We start from the raw sequence: 17,809 nt of genomic DNA, 5'->3' as shown, positions 1-17,809 counted from the left end.
AGCATAATTGAGTAAGCAATATGTCGAATGTTGAATTTAACCCAGTGGATCATCCACATCGTCGCTACAACCCACTCACGGGGCAGTGGATTTTAGTCTCACCACATCGCGCTAAACGCCCTTGGAGCGGGGCTGATGAAAAGCCAGCGGTAGATGAACTGCCAAGTTATGATGAGAAGTGTTTTCTTTGTCCGACAAACGAGCGTATTTCTGGTGATGTCAACCCAGACTACCGAGGTACATACGTATTCAACAACGACTTCGCAGCACTGATGGTAGATTCGCCAGATGCACCGAAGTCCGATAGCCCTCTATTCAAAACTCAAGGTGTGCGTGGTTTGAGCCGAGTGATTTGTTTCTCTCCAGATCACAGCAAAACTCTGCCAGAGTTACCCGTGGGCAACATTCGCAGCGTGATTGATACGTGGAACGATCAAATCGAAGAGTTAGGTAAAGAGTACGTTTGGGTGCAAGCATTTGAGAACAAAGGCGAAACCATGGGTTGTTCCCAACCTCACCCACACGGCCAAATCTGGGCTAATAGCTTCTTACCCAATGAAATTGAACGCAAGGAGCACAACCTAAAAGCGTATTACCAACAGCAGGGTAGTAACCTGCTGGTGGATTATGTGCAAGCTGAGCTGAAAGATGGCTCACGCATTGTGCTGGAAACAGAGCATTGGGTGGCTGTTGTGCCTTACTGGGCTGCATGGCCATTTGAAACCATGTTGCTGCCAAAAACGCATATCCGTCGCATGAGTGAGTTGAGTGATGCGCAACGTGACGATCTCGCCGTTGCGATCAAAAAACTGACCAGCCGTTACGACAACCTGTTCCAATGTTCTTTCCCTTATTCTATGGGCTGGCATTACGCGCCTTTCTTTGAAGAGGGTACGAACATTGACCATTGGCAACTGCATGCACTGTTCTACCCACCACTGCTGCGCAGTGCCTCGATTCGTAAGTTTATGGTGGGTTATGAAATGTTGGCTGAAAGCCAACGAGATTTAACCGCAGAACAAGCGGCGCAGCGTCTGCGCGAGCTAAGTGATGTTCACTACAAAGAGCAGTAACGTCATCTGTGCAGTTGTAGCCTTGTTGCTGCGTAAACGCACCCTAAGAACATAGGTAATCTATGTTCATTGGCTGAATTTACTTATCACCTCGCTGCGCCTCCAACGACTTGGGCTTAACAAAGTTTTTTTCATAGTGCTAAGTGGTTAATGGGAAATGAAAACCAGTTTATGAGTTTAGGAATGCAAATGTTTGATTTAATCCAAAATGTGAAAGCGTCTTTTGAGCAAGTGTTGGGCTACGCGCCTAGTCATATCATCCAAGCACCTGGCCGTGTGAACTTGATTGGTGAGCACACCGACTATAACGACGGTTTTGTGCTCCCCTGCGCAATTAACTACCAAACCGTGGTAGCGGCGGCCAAGCGTGAAGATAATTTAGTGCGCATCGTGTCTGTTGATTATGGCAATGCACTTGATGAGTTTGACCTCACCCAAGAGATTACTTTCCAACAAGACAAAATGTGGGCGAACTACATTCGCGGCGTGGTGAAATGTTTGCTTGCGCGTGGGTACTCGTTTACCGGAGCGGATATTACTGTCAGCGGTAATGTTCCACAGGGAGCGGGGCTTAGCTCTTCGGCTGCGCTTGAGGTCGTGATCGGTCAAACTTTTAAAGAACTTTATCAACTGGATATTTCTCAAGCGGAAATTGCACTAAATGGCCAACAGGCCGAGAACGAATTTGTTGGCTGTAATTGCGGCATTATGGATCAAATGATTTCGGCGCAAGGTCATGAGAACCACGCGCTACTTTTAGATTGCCGTAGCTTGGAAACACAAGCGGTTTCAATGCCAGAAGAGATGGCCGTTGTGATCGTCAACTCCAATAAAAAACGCGGCTTGGTAGATAGCGAATACAACACCCGCCGCCAGCAGTGTGAAGAGGCTGCGCGTATTTTTGGCGTAAAAGCGCTGCGTGATGTAAGCATTGAACAGTTTAACCAAAAAGTCTCTGTGCTTGATGAGCTGGTGGCTAAACGTGCTCGTCACATCATTACTGAAAATGACCGTACTGTTGAAGCGGCCCAAGCGTTGCGCGCCCACGACATGAAGCGCATGGGCGAGCTGATGGCCCAATCACACGCATCGATGCGTGATGATTTCGAAATTACGGTCAAAGAGATTGATACCTTGGTTGATATCATCAAAGAAGTGATTGGTGACCAAGGCGGTGTGCGTATGACTGGGGGCGGCTTTGGTGGCTGTATTGTGGCACTTGTCCCACCGACATTGGTTGATGCAGTGAAAGCGGCTGTCGATGAGAAATATGAAGTGGCGACTGGCCTGAAAGCGTCGATTTACGTCTGCCAAGCAAAAAAGGGAGCTGGTCTAGTGGAGGCTTGCTGTACATCTTCACTTGTTCACACTATGACTCAGCAAGTGGCCTATGATGGCCGCCCTGCACAACTTGTTAGTTTGACTAACCGCATTGGTAGCCGCGTAGTATTAATGGATATTGGCGCGACATGGCTCAGTTGTGAGTTGGCGCTTAAGGATGGGGAACGCAGAGAAGTTCTGTTGGGTGTTTCCACCATGAGCGACTTCCAGCAGCAACAAAGCTATATGGGCGTCACTGTGGGCCGTTATGCCAACCGGATCGCTAAAGGCCAATTTGAATTAAATGATCAACGCTATCAAGTGACGACCAACCAAGCTGGAAATAGTTTGCATGGCGGTCTTGAAGGGTTAGATCAGCGTCGTTGGACTACTGCTCACAAAAGTGCTCAACAGGTGACGTTTTCAATCCATTCATCGGATGGTGACCAAGGTTTTCCCGGTAATGTTGACATTGCCGTGAGCTATGAACTGAACGATCAGAATCAATTGATCCTCCGCTATTTAGCGACCACAGATAAACCAACGCCGCTTAATTTAACCAACCACGCCTATTTTAATTTGCTAGGCGCAGAGAGTGATCATACGATTTTAGATCATTCACTTTCTATAAAAGCCGATCAATTTTTACCCACAGATCCACATGGAATCCCATTGTCAGGGCCAAAATCTGTCATCGACACGGGCTTTGATTTTCGCGTTGCAAAATCAATAGGTCGTGACTTACTCAAAGATGAGCAGCAACAAGCAAGCAAAGGGTATGACCACAGTTATTTATTGCCTGATAAAGCTGATTTAACCGTGTGCGCCGCGCAACTGAAGTCACCAGATGCAAAGGTAACCATGAGCGTATTTACGACTAAGCCAGCCATACAACTTTATAGTGGAAACTGGCTATCGGGGACGCCCAATCGGCGCGGTGGGGTTTATCAAGGCTATGCAGGGGTCGCATTAGAAACTCAATACTTGCCGGATGCTCCCAATCATCCCGAATGGCAGCAACCCAGCTGTATTACTCTGCCAGGGCAAGAATATACTCATACCACCATTTACCAATTTGACGTTTAAGGTGGGTGCGTCGCTTAGATGTTGAGTATTGATGCCCAAAGTGGCGAGTGAAAGTGTAACCTGAGTGCGTCAGATTTTTTCTACCGAATCTCGACGCACCAAAGTCGGTGAGAAAATCATCGGTTCTTTTTCTATCGTTTCGCCACGGGCTAATTGGAGTGCCAGTTTAGCGGCTTTTTCAGCCATCATCTCGATTGGGTAGCGGATGGTGGTCAGCCTTGGGCGAATGTAGCGTGCGATCAACGCATCATCAAAGCCGATCACTGAAATTTGCTCAGGGCTTTTTACACCATTCTCCTCAAGCACATTTAACGCGCCCGCTGCCATATTGTCGTTGTAGGCGACCACGGCAGTCATGTCGATCGAACGGATCAGCAAGTGAGTCATCGCTTGCTCGCCACCTTCGCTGTGTGGTTCGGCCAACTCGATGTAATTAGGAGCGATCTCAATACCGTGATCTTTCAACGCGGCTTGATAACCAGCTACGCGATCTGTAGCGTCTTCAATCGAATGAGAAGAGCCAATACAAGCGATTTTTTTATGACCGTGGCGGATCAAAAACTCAGTCGCCAAATAAGCACCTTTGTAGTTATCCAATGAGATGCAGCGGTTAGCCAGTTGCGGGATATGACGGTTGATCAATACCATCGATTTCACTTCGGCGGCGTAGTCGATCAATTCTTGATCCGATAAACCTTTCGAGTGAATCACCAAAGCGTCACAACGGCTGTTGATCAACAGTTCAATCGCTTGGCACTCTTCTTCAGCACGGTGATAACCATTGCCAATCAACAGATGCTTGCCATTGTCATGAGCCACATTATCGACCGCTTTCACGAGCATGCCAAAAAAAGGATCGGAAACGTCACTGACTAGCACGCCTATGGTGTCGGTACTTTGGCTGACTAAAGCTCGTGCGGCGGCGTTAGGCCGATAGCCAAGTAAACTCATTGCGGCGGTGACCGCTTCAATCGATGTTTTACTCGCTTTAGGGGATTTATTGATGACTCGTGAAACCGTTGCCACTGACACACCGGCTTCGCGAGCTACATCTTTTATGGTAGCCATATTACACCTCTTGCTATTGCTCGCTGTATTTAACAATGGTGGTGTAAATAAGGCAAACGAACAATGCAATCAATGTGATAATTACGACTTTCTATATAGGTAAATCAAGGCTTCTAATTAATGTAAACGTTTAAAATTGGAATAAAAGCTAATGCGCTAACGGACCGTAGCAATCAGCTCATCAATGATCGCATGATGACAGGGTTCTACCCCTGCTAAATTACCGTATTTCGGCGCGAGGCGATCGTTAATCAGCGGATGTTGCCAGCCAACCGTGTGCTCAACAAAATGGCGCGCAAAGGTTTCTGAAAACTCTAAACAACCAGCCAGCACGGTATCGACATAGGTTTGTACGATAGGGCTTCGCTCGCAGGGAGGCTCTGGTGCCTCTTTGACATAAACCCAAATCGGACATTGGAGGTTAAACGCGTCATCACTCTCGATTTGATTAGCGTTGAGGGGCACTCGCTCATAACCACGCTCTCGACGGTCAAATTCTGCCAAAGCAGTTTCATCGATCTCCAGCAGTACGCCGTTGACTTGCCCTTGTCCTTCATTCACCACCAAAGGTGACAATATGTAGCTCTCATCAATTTTTCCCCAGTAACGAACTAAACCATGCGCGACCACGGGAATAGCTCTTCCTGTTTGCCCTGTTAACTGGCGAGAAGCGGAGTTGATCAAGCTGCCATAACCAAAAATATACATCATCAGTGAATTACGACTCCTTATTGAAAAAACGTAACCGATGCAAAATCCAAAACTCTAAACCAAAAATACCAACCAGTGCGATGCAAAAGAGAGCAAAAGCAACGGGGGATTCAGTGCCGGGAATACCGCCGACATTAACCCCAAGTAAGCCAGTTAAAAAGCTTGTGGGTAGAAAGATCGCCGCAATCACCGAGAATAAATAGGTGTTTTGGTTCATCTTCTCTGCATGATATTGACGTAATTCCCCTTTGATCAGTTCGAGCTCACCAAGGTAAAAATCGAGGGTTTCATTAATGCGCGTGATGGTGTTAACGCTGTGGCGCAGACGCAAGTTTTTATCATTTGCCAGCGAGACTTTGGAATCACTGAAATCATCGATGGCGTATTGCTGAGGTTTGATAAAACGTTTGATTTTGAGCAGCGCTTTATGCGTCTGCATCAGCTCGTCACTGAGTTCAATCTCGTTATCGTATTGGGTGATTTTCGCTTCAATGCTGTTTAAGTAGTTATCGATGTTTTTGTTTAAACCATCAATGATCTGCACGAGTACATCTGAAAGAGTTTGCGGGCCTTGCCCGGCCTGAAGTAGGTCACGGATTACATTGACGGCTTTTGACGGGATTTTTCGGGTTGAAAATAGCGCGCCATTGAAATAGAGAATGCGAACGCTCAACATATCTTCTGGGTTTGCGTTGTCGTTCATGTTGACGCCACGCAAAATCAGTAAAAAGTTATCATCATCGTATTGCTCAAACAGTGGGCGAGTGTCCTCTGCTAAGAGGCTGTCGACAATTGAAGTGGGGATCTGATACTGCAGCAACCACTCTTTTAAACCGGGAATATCGCGTTGGCAGTGATACCAATTCCCTGATTCAATCAGTGAAGCACTATTGAGTTTTTGCTGCGGAGCGGATGCAGAAAAATGCCACTGGTCGATCAAAAATTCCATGAATATCCTTATCACTTGCTCCTCAATGACTCTGCATTGAGGAGCAGTAGATTATACCAATTGAGATCAGAAGCCGCGCATTTGAATACGGCGCAGAAACTCAGTCATGATCCTATCGTAAAGAAGATCGCCTAAAAACGCATCCTCAACTTGGTGATCAATACTAGGGTTATCGTTCACTTCGATTACGTAAACTTGGCCATCAATCTCTTTCAAGTCAACGCCGTATAGGCCACTGCCGATAAGGTTTGACGCTTTTAAGGCAACATCAACCACGTTTTTAGGTACTTGTTTTAAATCCAAGGTTTCAAAGCCGCCAGAAGAGACTCGGCCACTGTTGTGATGTTGATAAATTTGCCAGTGGCCGCGGCTCATCATGTATTTGCAGGCGAAGATGGCTTGGCGGTTCATTACACCGATGCGCCAGTCAAAGTCAGTTGGCATGAAGGCTTGTGCCAAAATCAGAGCACTTTTTTCAAACAGTGCGCCGGCTTCGCGTTCCAGCTCTTGCTCGTCGCGTACTTTGACCACGCCACGTGAAAATGCGCCATCTGGAATTTTTAATACCATGGGAAAGCTCAACTCCTGCATGACATTGCTTTTCCATTGCTCATCAAAACTTTGCAAAATCACGCCCTTTGGCGCAGGCACTTTATTGCGTTGCAACAACTCAGTTAAGAACACTTTATTGGTGCATTTCATGATCGATTCAGAATCATCCATCACCACCAAGCCCATTTTCTCAGCCGTTTTTGCAAAGCGGTAAGTGTAATTACTGATGTTCGTGGTGGCGCGAATAAACAAGCCATCAAATTCACCCAAACGCGATAAGTCATCCGGTGAAATGGTTTCTAGGTTCACCCCTAAACGGTTTGCGGCGCGGCGAAAACGTTTTAATGCTGAGGGATCAGAAGGTGGCATTTTCTCTTCTTCGTCCACCAGCATGGCAATATCGTAACGGTACTTTTTCTCTTGCTTCGGTTTACGCCAAACTTTGGTTGAAAACAGTTCTAATGATTCGACGAAGAAATCTTGCTCTTGGTCGTTCAAATCTTGGAATGGGAAAGGGCCAATTTTGCTGATTTGCCACTGCCCTTGAACGCGGTTCATTTCCAACTCAATGACGGGCACCATAAACTGTTCAAACAGACGGCGAGCCAGTTTATCCAAGCCTTTTTCTGCGGTGCGGCCAAAATAAATTTTGCACTGTATAAAATCGGTTTGGGCGCACAGTTTATTGAGTTTCAATAAGCCAGAAGAGAGTAAAAAGGGTTGATTGATGTCGTTGATTGCCATCACTCGAGGGATAACGCGGTGGCCGCGTGCCTCTGCCATCAGCGAGCAGTAATAGCCGCTGCTCATGTAGCCATAATCGCGACACAGGTTGACCACTTGCAGGCTGCGATGAGTATGGGTGCCATTACTGTTGAGGTATTGGTCTACACTTACCACTTGCTCTGAGGGGAAATATTGTTGCCAGTCACTGGACTGGTCGGTCACGATCAAAAGGTTTGCCATTGCTATTCTTTTCCTTAATCAATAGGAATAATATTGAGCCGCAATCTTGCCAACCACTTAAGGACGTCGTATGGACTTTCGTCTTGCGAAAAGTGCTGATCTCACTGCTCTTAATGCGTTAGAACAACAGCTGTTTGACGGAGATAAAATCTCTCCACGTCAAATGAAGCGTTTTTTACATTCCAACCAAGCGGTGTTGTTTGTGGCCGATTCCGGCACAGAGCTGGCTGGATATGCATTGCTACTATTTCATCAAGGTACACAGCTATCAAGGTTGTATTCGATTGCCGTAAAACCTGATTTCAGAGGCCGGAGGATTGCTCAAAATTTGGTCGAGCAATGCGAGCGTGCTGCTCTTGATCAAGGTGCCACTACATTACGATTAGAAGTGCGTGAAGACAATACGGCAGCGATAAATTTATATGAAAAAATGGGCTATAAAACCCTGAAATTTCTTATCCATTATTACGATGATTTGTGTAATGGACGCCGGATGCAAAAACGCTTGTCGCCACAAGGGCCTAAGGTGCAATTACCGATGCCACTTTATGTTCAGACTACGCCATTTACTTGCGGTGCGGCATGCTTGCTGATGAGCTTTTCTTGCTTGTCTAAATCGTTTGAGCCGAGTCGCACCGCTGAGCTGCAACTGTGGCGAGAAGCGACAACGATTTTTATGGCGGCAGGGCACGGTGGGTGCAGCGGCCAAGGGTTGGCATTGGCTGCTAGTCGACGCGGTTATCATGTGGAGCTGTGGAGCCAATCCAAAAGCACGCCTTTTATTGATAGCGTGCGAGATGCCAATAAAAAACAAGTTATCGAATTGGTTCATCTTGATTTTTGTGAGCAGCTTACTCATCAAGATGTGGCGATGATTGATGCACCACCGAGTCAAGAGCAACTAGAAGCGTGGGTGACGGAAGGGGCATGTGTGCTGCTACTCATCAGCACTTATCGTTTCGATGGTAAGAAAGAGCCGCATTGGATCGTACTCAGTGGTATGAGCGATAAATTCTTCTTCATTCACGATCCACATGCAGAAACAGAAGCGGATGCGATGGCTTCGGCCTTCATTCCGGTCGGCAAAAAAGCGCTGTCACAAATCATCGGTTTTGGTAAACAAAAACAGACGGCTTGTGTGGTGATTAGCCCGAACCGCAGTGCCATGCGTGTAACCACTGGTTAGGATAGAGTTTAAGTGAATTCGTTGAGTCATAATGACTGTTTTTTCTTGAGTTGTTATGACTCTTTTTTTTGAGTGATATTTCTTATTTTATTGTTTTTATTCGGTATTTTTATTGGCTTAAATTGTGCTTGTGGTGTTGGTCGTCTGTCATGATATCCACCACCGCCGTAAGAGGTCACAGTGCTCAATATTACCGATATACAAGTAGAACAACGCATACCCGCTTGGTTGCGCCTTGGTTTTCGTCCCTTTTTCCTACTTGGTAGCGTATATGCCGTTTTAGCGGTGACGTTATGGGTCTGGATGTTTCAAACCGGTCAGCCATCGGCATTGCAAGTTCCTGCGCTGTGGTGGCATGTACATGAAATGCTGTTTGGTTTTGCTATGGCAATTGTGGTCGGTTTTCTATTGACTGCCGTACAGAACTGGACTGGCATTAATGGCACGAAACATTATCGCTTAGCCGTGTTAGTCGCCTTGTGGCTAGCGCCTCGAATCTTATTGTGGACGCCGACACCTTTGTGGGTCATCTCTTCTGTCGAAGCGCTTTTTTTGGCGGCTTCGGCCTATGAAATTGGCCGCCGAGTAGTGCAAGCGAAAGGCTGGAAAAATCTCTTTTTTGTGCCGCTGTTTATTTTAGCGATCGGCGCGAACTTTGCGAGTTATGCCACCATCAAAGGAATGCCGCCCTTTAGCTCAGCGGCGGTATGGCAGGCGATGTTGTGGTGGTTCACATTGTTGCTATCAGTCATGGGAGCACGCGTGATCCCTTTCTTCAGCGCAAGGCGTTTTAACTTTGAAAAAGCACAGCCATGGGTATGGCTCGATTGGTTAGCCAATGCACCCATTGCGGCCTTGTTTATTTTGAGTTTCTTCCCGCTGACGATGGTGCAGATTGGTCAGCCTATCATGTTACTGGCTGGGTTAGCGCAGTGGGTACGTTGGATGCGTTGGAAACCATGGCTAACACTGAGTGAGCCTCTGGTTTGGTCGCTGCACGCTGCGTATGCCTGCATTCCTTTGAGCTTATTATTGCGCGGGTTGATTGATGATGTATATGTCACTCATAACCTGATCCATCTCTTTGCCATTGGAGCCATCTCAGGCTTGATTTTGTCGATGATTGCACGCGTGACCATGGGGCATACCGGCAGGGCGATTTATCAAGGGCCTAAAATGAGTATTGCGTTTGCGGCTTTGATGATGTCGGCATTGGTACGCAGCCTCGGTGTGGCGTTTTTCCCAGCACAACTCTTTTTGATGCTGAATATCAGCGCCGCACTCTGGATATTGGCTTTTACTCTGTTTGTGTGGAAATTCGGCACGATGTTACTTACGCCGAGAGTCGATGGCCACCCGGGATAACGGTTTGGCTCGTAACGTGGAAGTAGCAAAATAAAAAAGTAGAAAGTAGAAAGTAGCCTAGCAGTAGAAAGCGCGCCAAAGAAAAAGGCTTGGCACATCGCCAAGCCGTTTTATCAGAAAAACTGGATCAGTTATGGCTGTGCAGCATGCTGTTCAGTTCAACGGCTGATTTATTGGCTAAACACTCAATTTGACCTGTGATCGAGTTGCGACGGAAAAGTAGATCCGATACACCAGCTAAATCACGTGCTTTAACGATCTCCACTTCTTGGCCTTGGTTATCGAGCATACGCACTTTAGTACCAGCAGTTACATATAAACCTGATTCTATCGTGCAGCGATCGCCGAGTGGGAAACCTAAGCCTGCATTTGCGCCAAGCAGTGAGTTTTCACCGATAGAGACCACGACCTTACCGCCGCCAGAAAGCGTACCCATGATAGAAGCGCCACCGCCGATGTCCGATCCATTACCAACAACCACACCAGCAGAAATACGCCCTTCAACCATGCTCACGCCTGTTGTACCAGCGTTGAAGTTGATAAAACCTTCATGCATCACAGTGGTACCTTCGCCCACGTGCGCGCCAAGGCGAACGCGCGAGGTATCCGCAATACGGATGCCCGCTGGGACAATGTAATCAACCATTTTCGGGAATTTATCGACACAATCTACCGTTAAAGCTCGGCCTGCAAGGCGAGCTTCAATTTGACGATCTGCTAGTTCAGGTAGGTCGATAGGACCTTCATTAGTCCATGCGATGTTGTGCAGCAGGCCAAAAATACCATCAAGCACAGTACCGTGTGGTTTCACTAAACGGTGTGAAATCAGTTGTAGCTTCAAAAAGCCTTCAGCGACTGATTGAGGCTGTTGGTCGGAAGCTAAAATAACCAGCACCAGTGGTTGTGAGGCGTTAGCGGCTTTATCGGCAAAACTGGCATTGTTAGCCTGATCATGTTGAGCAAATATCGCGGCGAGTTGGGCGCTTTGCTCGGTTGAGATGTCGATATACTGGTTGCCTTCGCCATAACCAGAGACTTGAGCAAGCTCGCTCACTAGTGCGTCACTTGGGTTGAGAATTGGCGCTGGAAAAAACGCTTCAATAATTTTTCCATCACGGTTTTTGGTTGCCGTGCCAAAGGCAAGTGCAAAGTAAGCCATCTTGATATCTCCATGTTGTCACTATTGATGCGCTCGCCAGCGTAGGTTGAGCATCATTGCGGCGCACTCGATTTATCAAGCATCATAAAGAGTGAGGCAGGGGTAGGAAAGGGCAAAAGGGGAGAAAGTCCGTAAAACGATACCTTTTGTCTTTTTAGCGATGTATTTCTTTAGACAGAAATATAAAACCGCTGACGAAGCAGCGGCCTTTTCACGTTCTATCATCTTAAGTTAAGCGTTTAATCGCCTTAAGCTGCATCTTCTTCTGGTGCTTCGTCTTTTACCGCTTTGGCTTTTTTAGGCTTAGCCGGTGCAGGCTTGCGCTTTGCGCCAAGTGCGTAAAGCACTTCTTCTTTGTTTTGCGCTAAGAACATCGCCAAAGCTTCTTGCTTGGCTTCATCTTCTAGCAACTCACTTTTCCCTAACAGTTCGAAAAGCTCATCTGCCATATCGAGCATTTTGTCATAAGCGTCAGCGTCTGCTTTAGAGGTAAAAGTCATCTTTTCTTCTCCGTTGCGTTCCACCACGTACTTGACGATTACAGCCATGGTTAATCCTCTAACTTAGTCATTAATTCTACTGGCTGTTTATACAGTTTTTAAACCATGAAGTCTAGGTGAGCAGGAAAAAGTGAGAGGTGGATGGCTACTCTTTGTTCCATTGATAACAAAATTCAATAAAGTGTTTGAGCAGTGGGCTTTGGTATTTTTCTTTATGCACCAATAGCCAAAAACGGCGTTTCATGTCCAGCGGAACATCGAGTCTTTTAACCCGGCCATCTTGCAGTGCTGAATGCGCAGCAAGGGTGGATAAACAGCCCAAACCTAACCCTGCCGAAACACTGTTGATTAAGGCTTCAGTGGTATTCAATTCAAAGGCTTCATGCCACTGCTCAAGTCGTGGTGCGATAGCCCGTAAGAAAAACTCTCGCGAGCCAGAACCCGCTTCGCGCAATACCCATTGGCTCTGTTCGAAATCATTGAGGGTGAGCTGATTTATCATTGTGAGTGGATGTTCGGGTGCGCAAATAATACACATTTCATCGTGTGAAAAAGGCGTTGAAATCAGCTCTGGGTGCAGTGTTTTTCCTTCAATCAACGCAAGATCCAGTTCGTAATCGACCAACTTTTGGCAAATCAGCGCCGAGTTGGAAATAAACAAACTTTGCGAGATGTGTTGGGTTTGCTGGCGAAATTGACTGAGTAGATAAGGCGCAACATGGTTGCCAATCGTATCACTGGTACCAATGCGCAATTGGCCTGCGAGGGTTTGCTCACTGTCAAACAGTTGGTTGATGTTGCTCGCACGGCTTAGCAGTTCATCGGCGAGCGGCAACAGTTTTTGTCCCTCTTGATTGAGGATTAAACGGTTATTGACCCTATCGAACAGCGCATGCCCAAGCTGTTTTTCCAGTTCAGACAGTGACATGCTCACGGCCGCTTTTGACAAAAACAGCGCCTCTGCAGCTTGGGTCAAGGTTTTGTGTTGCGTAATTGAAGTGAATACTTTCAATTGCTTAAGAGAAATATTGGCAGCCATAATTTTGTTTAATTAATCTGAACGTGTGTTCTATATATTTAGATATATCAGAACAAAAGGCAAGCGTATGATAGCGACATTGAACAACTACTTTGTTAGTTCTGATGAGAGGTCAATATGATTCGAGCAGCAAAAGCGAAAGTTATGGGTGCGCCAACCCCTATGGCGGGTTTAGCTCTAGGCATCGCAAGCTTGGGTTGGAGTTGGGAAAACTTTGCACCATTACAAGGTTATGGACAATTAAGTGGGGCCGTTATTGCCAGCGTGTTACTGGTGGTTCTTGCGTTTAAATTTCTTTTTCATGGCCACTTATTACGCCAAGATCTCGCTCATCCGGTCGTGGGCAGTGTTGTGCCTACTTTTGCGATGGGCACAATGGTGGTTTCCAATTCATTAGGCCATTTTTACCCAATGGCCGGTGATGCGTTATGGCTATTTGCTGTGGGTTTACACATCATCTTCTTGGTCAGTTTTTTGTACCATCGTGCGCAGTCTTTTGAACTTCACCACATGGTGCCAAGTTGGTTCGTTCCACCTGTGGGTATTATTGTGGCTGACGTGGCGTTTTCTGGAAACCCAGCACTTGCACCAATCGCAAATGCAGCCATGATGTTCGGTTTAGTCGCTTATGCGGTGATGCTGCCGATGATGATTTACCGTTTCATGTTCACACATGAAGTTCCAGATGCAGCAAAACCAACCATGGCTATTTTGGCGGCACCAGCGAGCCTCTCATTGGCTGGTTACTTAACTGTCACGGCTAACCCATCGCCAGTGATTATCGGCATTTTATTTGGTATTGCCGTGTTAATGACAACGATTATCTACTTAGCTTTCTTTAAATTATTACGCTTGCCTTTTAGTCCAGGCTACGCAGCGTTTACCTTCCCAATGGTGATTGGTGCAACGGCGCTATTTAAACTCACACATTGGATGGAAACCGTTGGGGTGAGTGCTGAGTATGTACAGCAAGTGCATTGGTTGGCTGGGTTAGAGTTGATTGTGGCAACTATTGTGGTGGGTTATGTTGCTATTCGTTACTTAAATTTCTATCAACCTCATCGCGTGCTACTCAGCAGCATGAATGAGCTAGAAGAGCAAGACGAACACGCATTGAACTGTGAAATGAAATAGCCTGCAGTTTAGGCAATTCAAAACATAAAATTCTCAAGTATAGAATGCACTTATGCTAATCTCAGTCCTTATTGTGACAAGAAAAGCGTGAGTGCATTTTGTTTACTGTCTACCATTCCAATAAAGTCGATACCTTAAAGATCCTACTCGTGCATTTGATCAAAAGTGCACCGTTAGCCAACCCCTTTGAGAAAGAGCAGATCTTGGTGCAAAGCCCGGGGATGTCGCAATGGCTCAAAATGGCCTTAGCGAAAGAGCTCGGTGTGGCGGCGAACCTTGAGTTTCCTCTACCGGCGACCTTTATCTGGGACATGTTCACTAAAGTGCTACCTGATGTACCTAAGCGCAGCGCTTTTAACAAAGAAGCGATGACGTGGAAACTGATGCATCTGTTGCCAACCTTGCTCACGCTCGACCCCTTTGCCCCTTTGCAGCGTTATCTTGAACAGGATGATGACCATTCCAAGCTCTATCAGTTGGCCGAGAAAATTGCCGATATTTTTGATGGTTATTTAGTCTACCGCCCCGACTGGATTGCCAAGTGGGAGTCGGGCGATGACGTGAGCGAGATTGGTGATGAGCACCCATGGCAGCCGATATTATGGCAAGCCTTATATCAATACACGCTAGATCAAGGCCAGTCGCACTACCATCGTGCCAATCTCTATCAAAGCTTTATTGATCAGCTTGCGCGTGGCTCGGTTGATTTAACCAAACTGCCTAAACGTTTGTTTATTTTCGGTATTTCGTCACTGCCGCCTCGTTATATGGATGCACTCAAAGCGTTGGGCGAGCAGATTGATGTTCACTTGATGTTTACCAACCCTTGTCAGCATTATTGGGGCGATCTTCGAGATAGAAAAACGCTCGCCAGACTGCACAGTCAGCAACGTAAAACGTTCGCCTTACAAGGTGATGAGATTCAGTTTGAAGGGCAACGCTCGCCGCTTAAAGGTGACATTGAAGCTAACCTCGTGGATGAATTGCATACCGAAGCTGCGGTTGGCAATGAGTTATTAGCCTCGATGGGAAAACTTGGGCGCGATAATCTTTTTTTACTCTCCCAAACGGAAAATGAAGAGCACGAATTTTTTATTGATCTGCCACGCGATAACTTATTGCATCAGTTGCAGGCCGACATTTTACATTTGCAAGAGCATCGAGATGATAGTCAACTGGACAGTAGCGACCACAAACAAGTGATTGCTTTGGATGATCCATCGCTCACTCTTCATGCTTGCCATAGCCCGATGCGAGAAGTGGAAGTGTTGCACGATCAATTGCTGGCAATGTTTGATGCTGACCCTGAACTGAAACCGCGCGATATTATTGTGATGGTGGCGGACATCAATGCTTACAGCCCAGCCATTGCGGCGGTATTTGGTAACGCGCCGGGTGAGCGCTTTATTCCTTACTCCATTTCAGACCGTACGGCAGATCAAGAGAGCCCGATCTTAGCGGTATTTATGCAATTAGTGCATTTACCCGATTCTCGCTGCCTAGCATCAGAGTTATTAGAGCTGCTTGAAACTCCTGCGATGATGGCAAAATTTGAGCTTAATGAGCAAGACTTTGCGCAAGCCAAATTGTGGGTAGAAGAGTCAGGCATTCGCTGGGGGCTTAATGCTAGCACCGCGCAACAATTTGAGTTGCCGCAGACCGAGCAAAATACTTGGCAATTCGGGATTGAGCGCATGTTACTTGGTTATGCCATGCCTGCCTCAGCGGGTTTATTTACGCAAGGCGAAGTGACGCTCGCGCCTTATAATGAAGTGCAAGGCATGAACGCTGAATTGGCTGGTAAATTAGCGCACTTTATTCAGCAAGTGAGCCATTACCGCGAGCAGTTAGCGCAAACCCAAAGCGTGGACGAGTGGCGTCGTTTGCTCGGTGAGATGCTTGGCGCTTTTTTCAAGGTTGAGTTGGAAGGGGAGCTCGCACTCAAGTCGATTCGCGACACCTTGTCGCAGTTAAAAGATCAACTGGCCGAGGCCGGTTATGAGCAAGCACTTGCGCCAAGTATTATTACTCAATATTTGCAAAACAAATTGTCAGGTACGCGCATCAGCCAGCGTTTTCTAGCGGGACAAGTCAATTTCTGTACTTTAATGCCAATGCGTTCCATCCCTTTTAAAACCGTTTGTTTACTAGGAATGAACGATGGCGTTTACCCGCGCACTATGCCAGCCGAAGGGTTTGATTTGATGAACGGTCGCACCCGCGCTGGCGATCGCTCGCGGCGTGACGATGACCGCTATTTGTTCTTAGAAGCGATGCTCTCGGCGCAGCAAACCTTGTACATCAGCTACGTCGGACGCTCAATTCAAGATAATACCGAACGCGTTCCTTCGGTGTTGGTCTCTGAGCTTTTAGAGTATTGCCAACAAAATTACTGTTTGGTCGGGGATGAAGCGCTTGGCAGCGATCAATCGGCCAAAAATTTAGCCTGTGCTTTAACGACCACTCACGCCATGGTGCCTTTTAGCCCTAATGCTTTTTTGAGTAAAGCTGGTAGCTATGCCAAAGAGTGGCTCCCTGCCGCGAGTCGGCAGGGGCGAGCCAGTGGTGAGTTTAATCTCGCCCTGAGCGATTATTTACAAGGGGCGAGCTTTCCTGTCAGTTTAGATCTGGTTGAGCTGCAACGGTTTTGGCGTTTGCCTGTGCAATATTTCTTTAACCGTCGCCTTAAAGTGACGTTCGAGCCTCCGTTACCGGTAATGGAAGATGATGAACCCTTTGCCTTAAATGGCTTGGAGAGCTACCAGTTACGTGATGAACTGCTAGAGTTGCTGCTTGAGCAACCCAATTCACCGCATGCCCTTGAGAGATTCATTGACCAGCGGCGCGCGCAAGGAAAGTTACCGATTGGTGCTTTTGGAGCCTTGGAATTTGAAACTAATCGCGTGCAAGCACAAGAATTGGCGCAAAGAATCGCTTTCTTATGCCATTCGCCACTTGATGACCAAGAGATCGATCTAAAATTTGAATTGTTTGGTGAAGGCAAAAACGTACAACTGACGGGGTGGCTGACTAAGCGCTATCAATCCGGTTTAGTGCGCTACCGCAGTGGTTCGATTCGCGCGCAGGATTATTTAGCCGCGTGGATTGATCACCTCTCACTAGCGGCGATGGGCGAAAGTCAACCTACTCATTTGATGGGCTACGATCGTAAAGAAGGTGTGCAGCATTTTATTTATCCGCCCATGCCCGATACCGAACAAGCCAAAGCGTTGCTCGCAGAACTGGTGGGTTTGTTTTATCAAGGTATGACAGCGCCGCTCGCTTACTTTCCAAAAACCGCGTTAGCCTGTGTGGAAGCTGGCTTCAGCCGTGGTCAATGGGTTGATGATCGCGATAAATCGCTCAAGAAAATGGCCGATACCTTTAATGAAAGTTACATGAGCCACGGTGAAGGAAGCAATGTTTACATCGCGCGTATTTGGCCGCAGTGGAATGAAGCCTTAGCTGAGCAGGTGCGTTTATTGGCCACGTTGGTGATGCAAGGGCCACGATTGTGGGTTCAAGTGGCGCAGGATGTTTAGCGATGGATAACTGCTTGGAAAGTAGAGTGGCCGCCAGTCAATCATTATTGTGTAGGGCGTTTTCTGTACGGCCACAGGTCAGAGGGACCATGATTTGGTTGGTTCGCATCATCGTGAGATTTACGAAACACGTGGCGCGGATAGTAAAGGCTGCCCGTT

13 protein-coding genes and 1 pseudogene are annotated in these 17,809 nt (G+C 47.0%); 7 read left to right on the top strand and 7 right to left on the bottom strand.

What is annotated here, in order from left to right; translation table 11 throughout:
- Nucleotides 1-20: 20 nt before the first annotated feature.
- From AACT42_RS09185 to galM, 3 genes and pseudogenes are all read left to right on the top strand, one after another.
- Nucleotides 21-1,073, top strand: coding sequence for a UDP-glucose--hexose-1-phosphate uridylyltransferase (locus tag AACT42_RS09185; protein ID WP_017050435.1), 1,053 nt, complete (start codon nt 21-23; stop codon nt 1,071-1,073).
- A gap of 189 nt (nt 1,074-1,262) precedes the next feature.
- Nucleotides 1,263-2,414 (top strand): annotated as a pseudogene (galK, locus tag AACT42_RS09180) (galactokinase); the annotation flags it as partial.
- Between the two features lie 30 nt (nt 2,415-2,444).
- Nucleotides 2,445-3,479, top strand: coding sequence for a galactose-1-epimerase (gene galM / locus AACT42_RS09175; RefSeq protein WP_237666784.1), 1,035 nt, complete (start codon nt 2,445-2,447; stop codon nt 3,477-3,479).
- Nucleotides 3,480-3,548: 69 nt separating this feature from the next.
- On the opposite strand, the gene AACT42_RS09170 is transcribed toward galM, so the two are convergent.
- The 4 genes from AACT42_RS09170 to AACT42_RS09155 all read right to left on the bottom strand — a co-directional run bounded on the left by AACT42_RS09170 (nt 3,549) and on the right by AACT42_RS09155 (nt 7,725).
- Nucleotides 3,549-4,547, bottom strand: a complete 999-nt coding sequence (locus tag AACT42_RS09170) for a substrate-binding domain-containing protein (protein ID WP_094131952.1) — start codon at nt 4,545-4,547, stop codon at nt 3,549-3,551.
- Between the two features lie 156 nt (nt 4,548-4,703).
- The gene (locus tag AACT42_RS09165; protein ID WP_176429079.1) at nt 4,704-5,255 is read right to left on the bottom strand and encodes a gamma-glutamylcyclotransferase family protein; all 552 of its coding nucleotides are present in this window, start codon (nt 5,253-5,255) and stop codon (nt 4,704-4,706) included.
- A 10-nt stretch (nt 5,256-5,265) separates the two neighbouring features.
- Complete coding sequence (locus AACT42_RS09160; protein ID WP_094167983.1) at nt 5,266-6,207, bottom strand: zinc transporter ZntB; 942 nt, start codon at nt 6,205-6,207, stop codon at nt 5,266-5,268.
- A gap of 66 nt (nt 6,208-6,273) precedes the next feature.
- On the bottom strand, nt 6,274-7,725 hold the full coding sequence (locus AACT42_RS09155; RefSeq protein ID WP_017046561.1) for a RimK family protein: 1,452 nt from the start codon (nt 7,723-7,725) through the stop codon (nt 6,274-6,276).
- Nucleotides 7,726-7,795: 70 nt separating this feature from the next.
- On the opposite strand from AACT42_RS09155, the gene AACT42_RS09150 reads away from it, so the two are divergent.
- Both AACT42_RS09150 and AACT42_RS09145 read left to right on the top strand, forming a co-directional pair.
- Nucleotides 7,796-8,911, top strand: a complete 1,116-nt coding sequence (locus AACT42_RS09150) for a GNAT family N-acetyltransferase/peptidase C39 family protein (protein ID WP_094132528.1) — start codon at nt 7,796-7,798, stop codon at nt 8,909-8,911.
- A gap of 180 nt (nt 8,912-9,091) precedes the next feature.
- Nucleotides 9,092-10,276 (top strand): NnrS family protein, encoded by a 1,185-nt coding sequence (locus AACT42_RS09145; RefSeq protein WP_094132525.1) that lies wholly within the window; start codon nt 9,092-9,094, stop codon nt 10,274-10,276.
- A gap of 127 nt (nt 10,277-10,403) precedes the next feature.
- Here AACT42_RS09145 and dapD read toward each other — a convergent pair whose 3' ends face one another.
- The 3 genes from dapD to AACT42_RS09130 form a co-directional block, all read right to left on the bottom strand.
- The gene (dapD, locus tag AACT42_RS09140; protein WP_094132522.1) at nt 10,404-11,435 is read right to left on the bottom strand and encodes a 2,3,4,5-tetrahydropyridine-2,6-dicarboxylate N-succinyltransferase; all 1,032 of its coding nucleotides are present in this window, start codon (nt 11,433-11,435) and stop codon (nt 10,404-10,406) included.
- 248 nt (nt 11,436-11,683) lie between these two features.
- Nucleotides 11,684-11,983 (bottom strand): YebG family protein, encoded by a 300-nt coding sequence (locus tag AACT42_RS09135; RefSeq protein WP_010318120.1) that lies wholly within the window; start codon nt 11,981-11,983, stop codon nt 11,684-11,686.
- Nucleotides 11,984-12,080: 97 nt separating this feature from the next.
- Nucleotides 12,081-12,974: a LysR family transcriptional regulator gene (locus tag AACT42_RS09130; RefSeq protein WP_013856148.1), complete on the bottom strand. Its 894-nt coding sequence runs from the start codon at nt 12,972-12,974 to the stop codon at nt 12,081-12,083.
- Between the two features lie 117 nt (nt 12,975-13,091).
- Between AACT42_RS09130 and AACT42_RS09125 the strand changes: the two genes are divergently transcribed.
- Nucleotides 13,092-14,108 (top strand): TDT family transporter, encoded by a 1,017-nt coding sequence (locus AACT42_RS09125; RefSeq protein WP_094132519.1) that lies wholly within the window; start codon nt 13,092-13,094, stop codon nt 14,106-14,108.
- 98 nt (nt 14,109-14,206) lie between these two features.
- Entirely contained in the window at nt 14,207-17,650 is a 3,444-nt protein-coding gene (gene recC, locus AACT42_RS09120; protein WP_094132516.1) for an exodeoxyribonuclease V subunit gamma, read from the top strand.
- The last annotated feature ends 159 nt before the right edge of the window (nt 17,651-17,809 follow it).

Origin of the sequence: Vibrio sp. V15_P4S5T153, assembly GCF_963874485.1 — a bacterium.
Taxonomy (GTDB): Bacteria; Pseudomonadota; Gammaproteobacteria; order Enterobacterales; family Vibrionaceae; genus Vibrio; species Vibrio anguillarum.
This window is presented reverse-complemented; position numbering and strand designations above follow the sequence as displayed.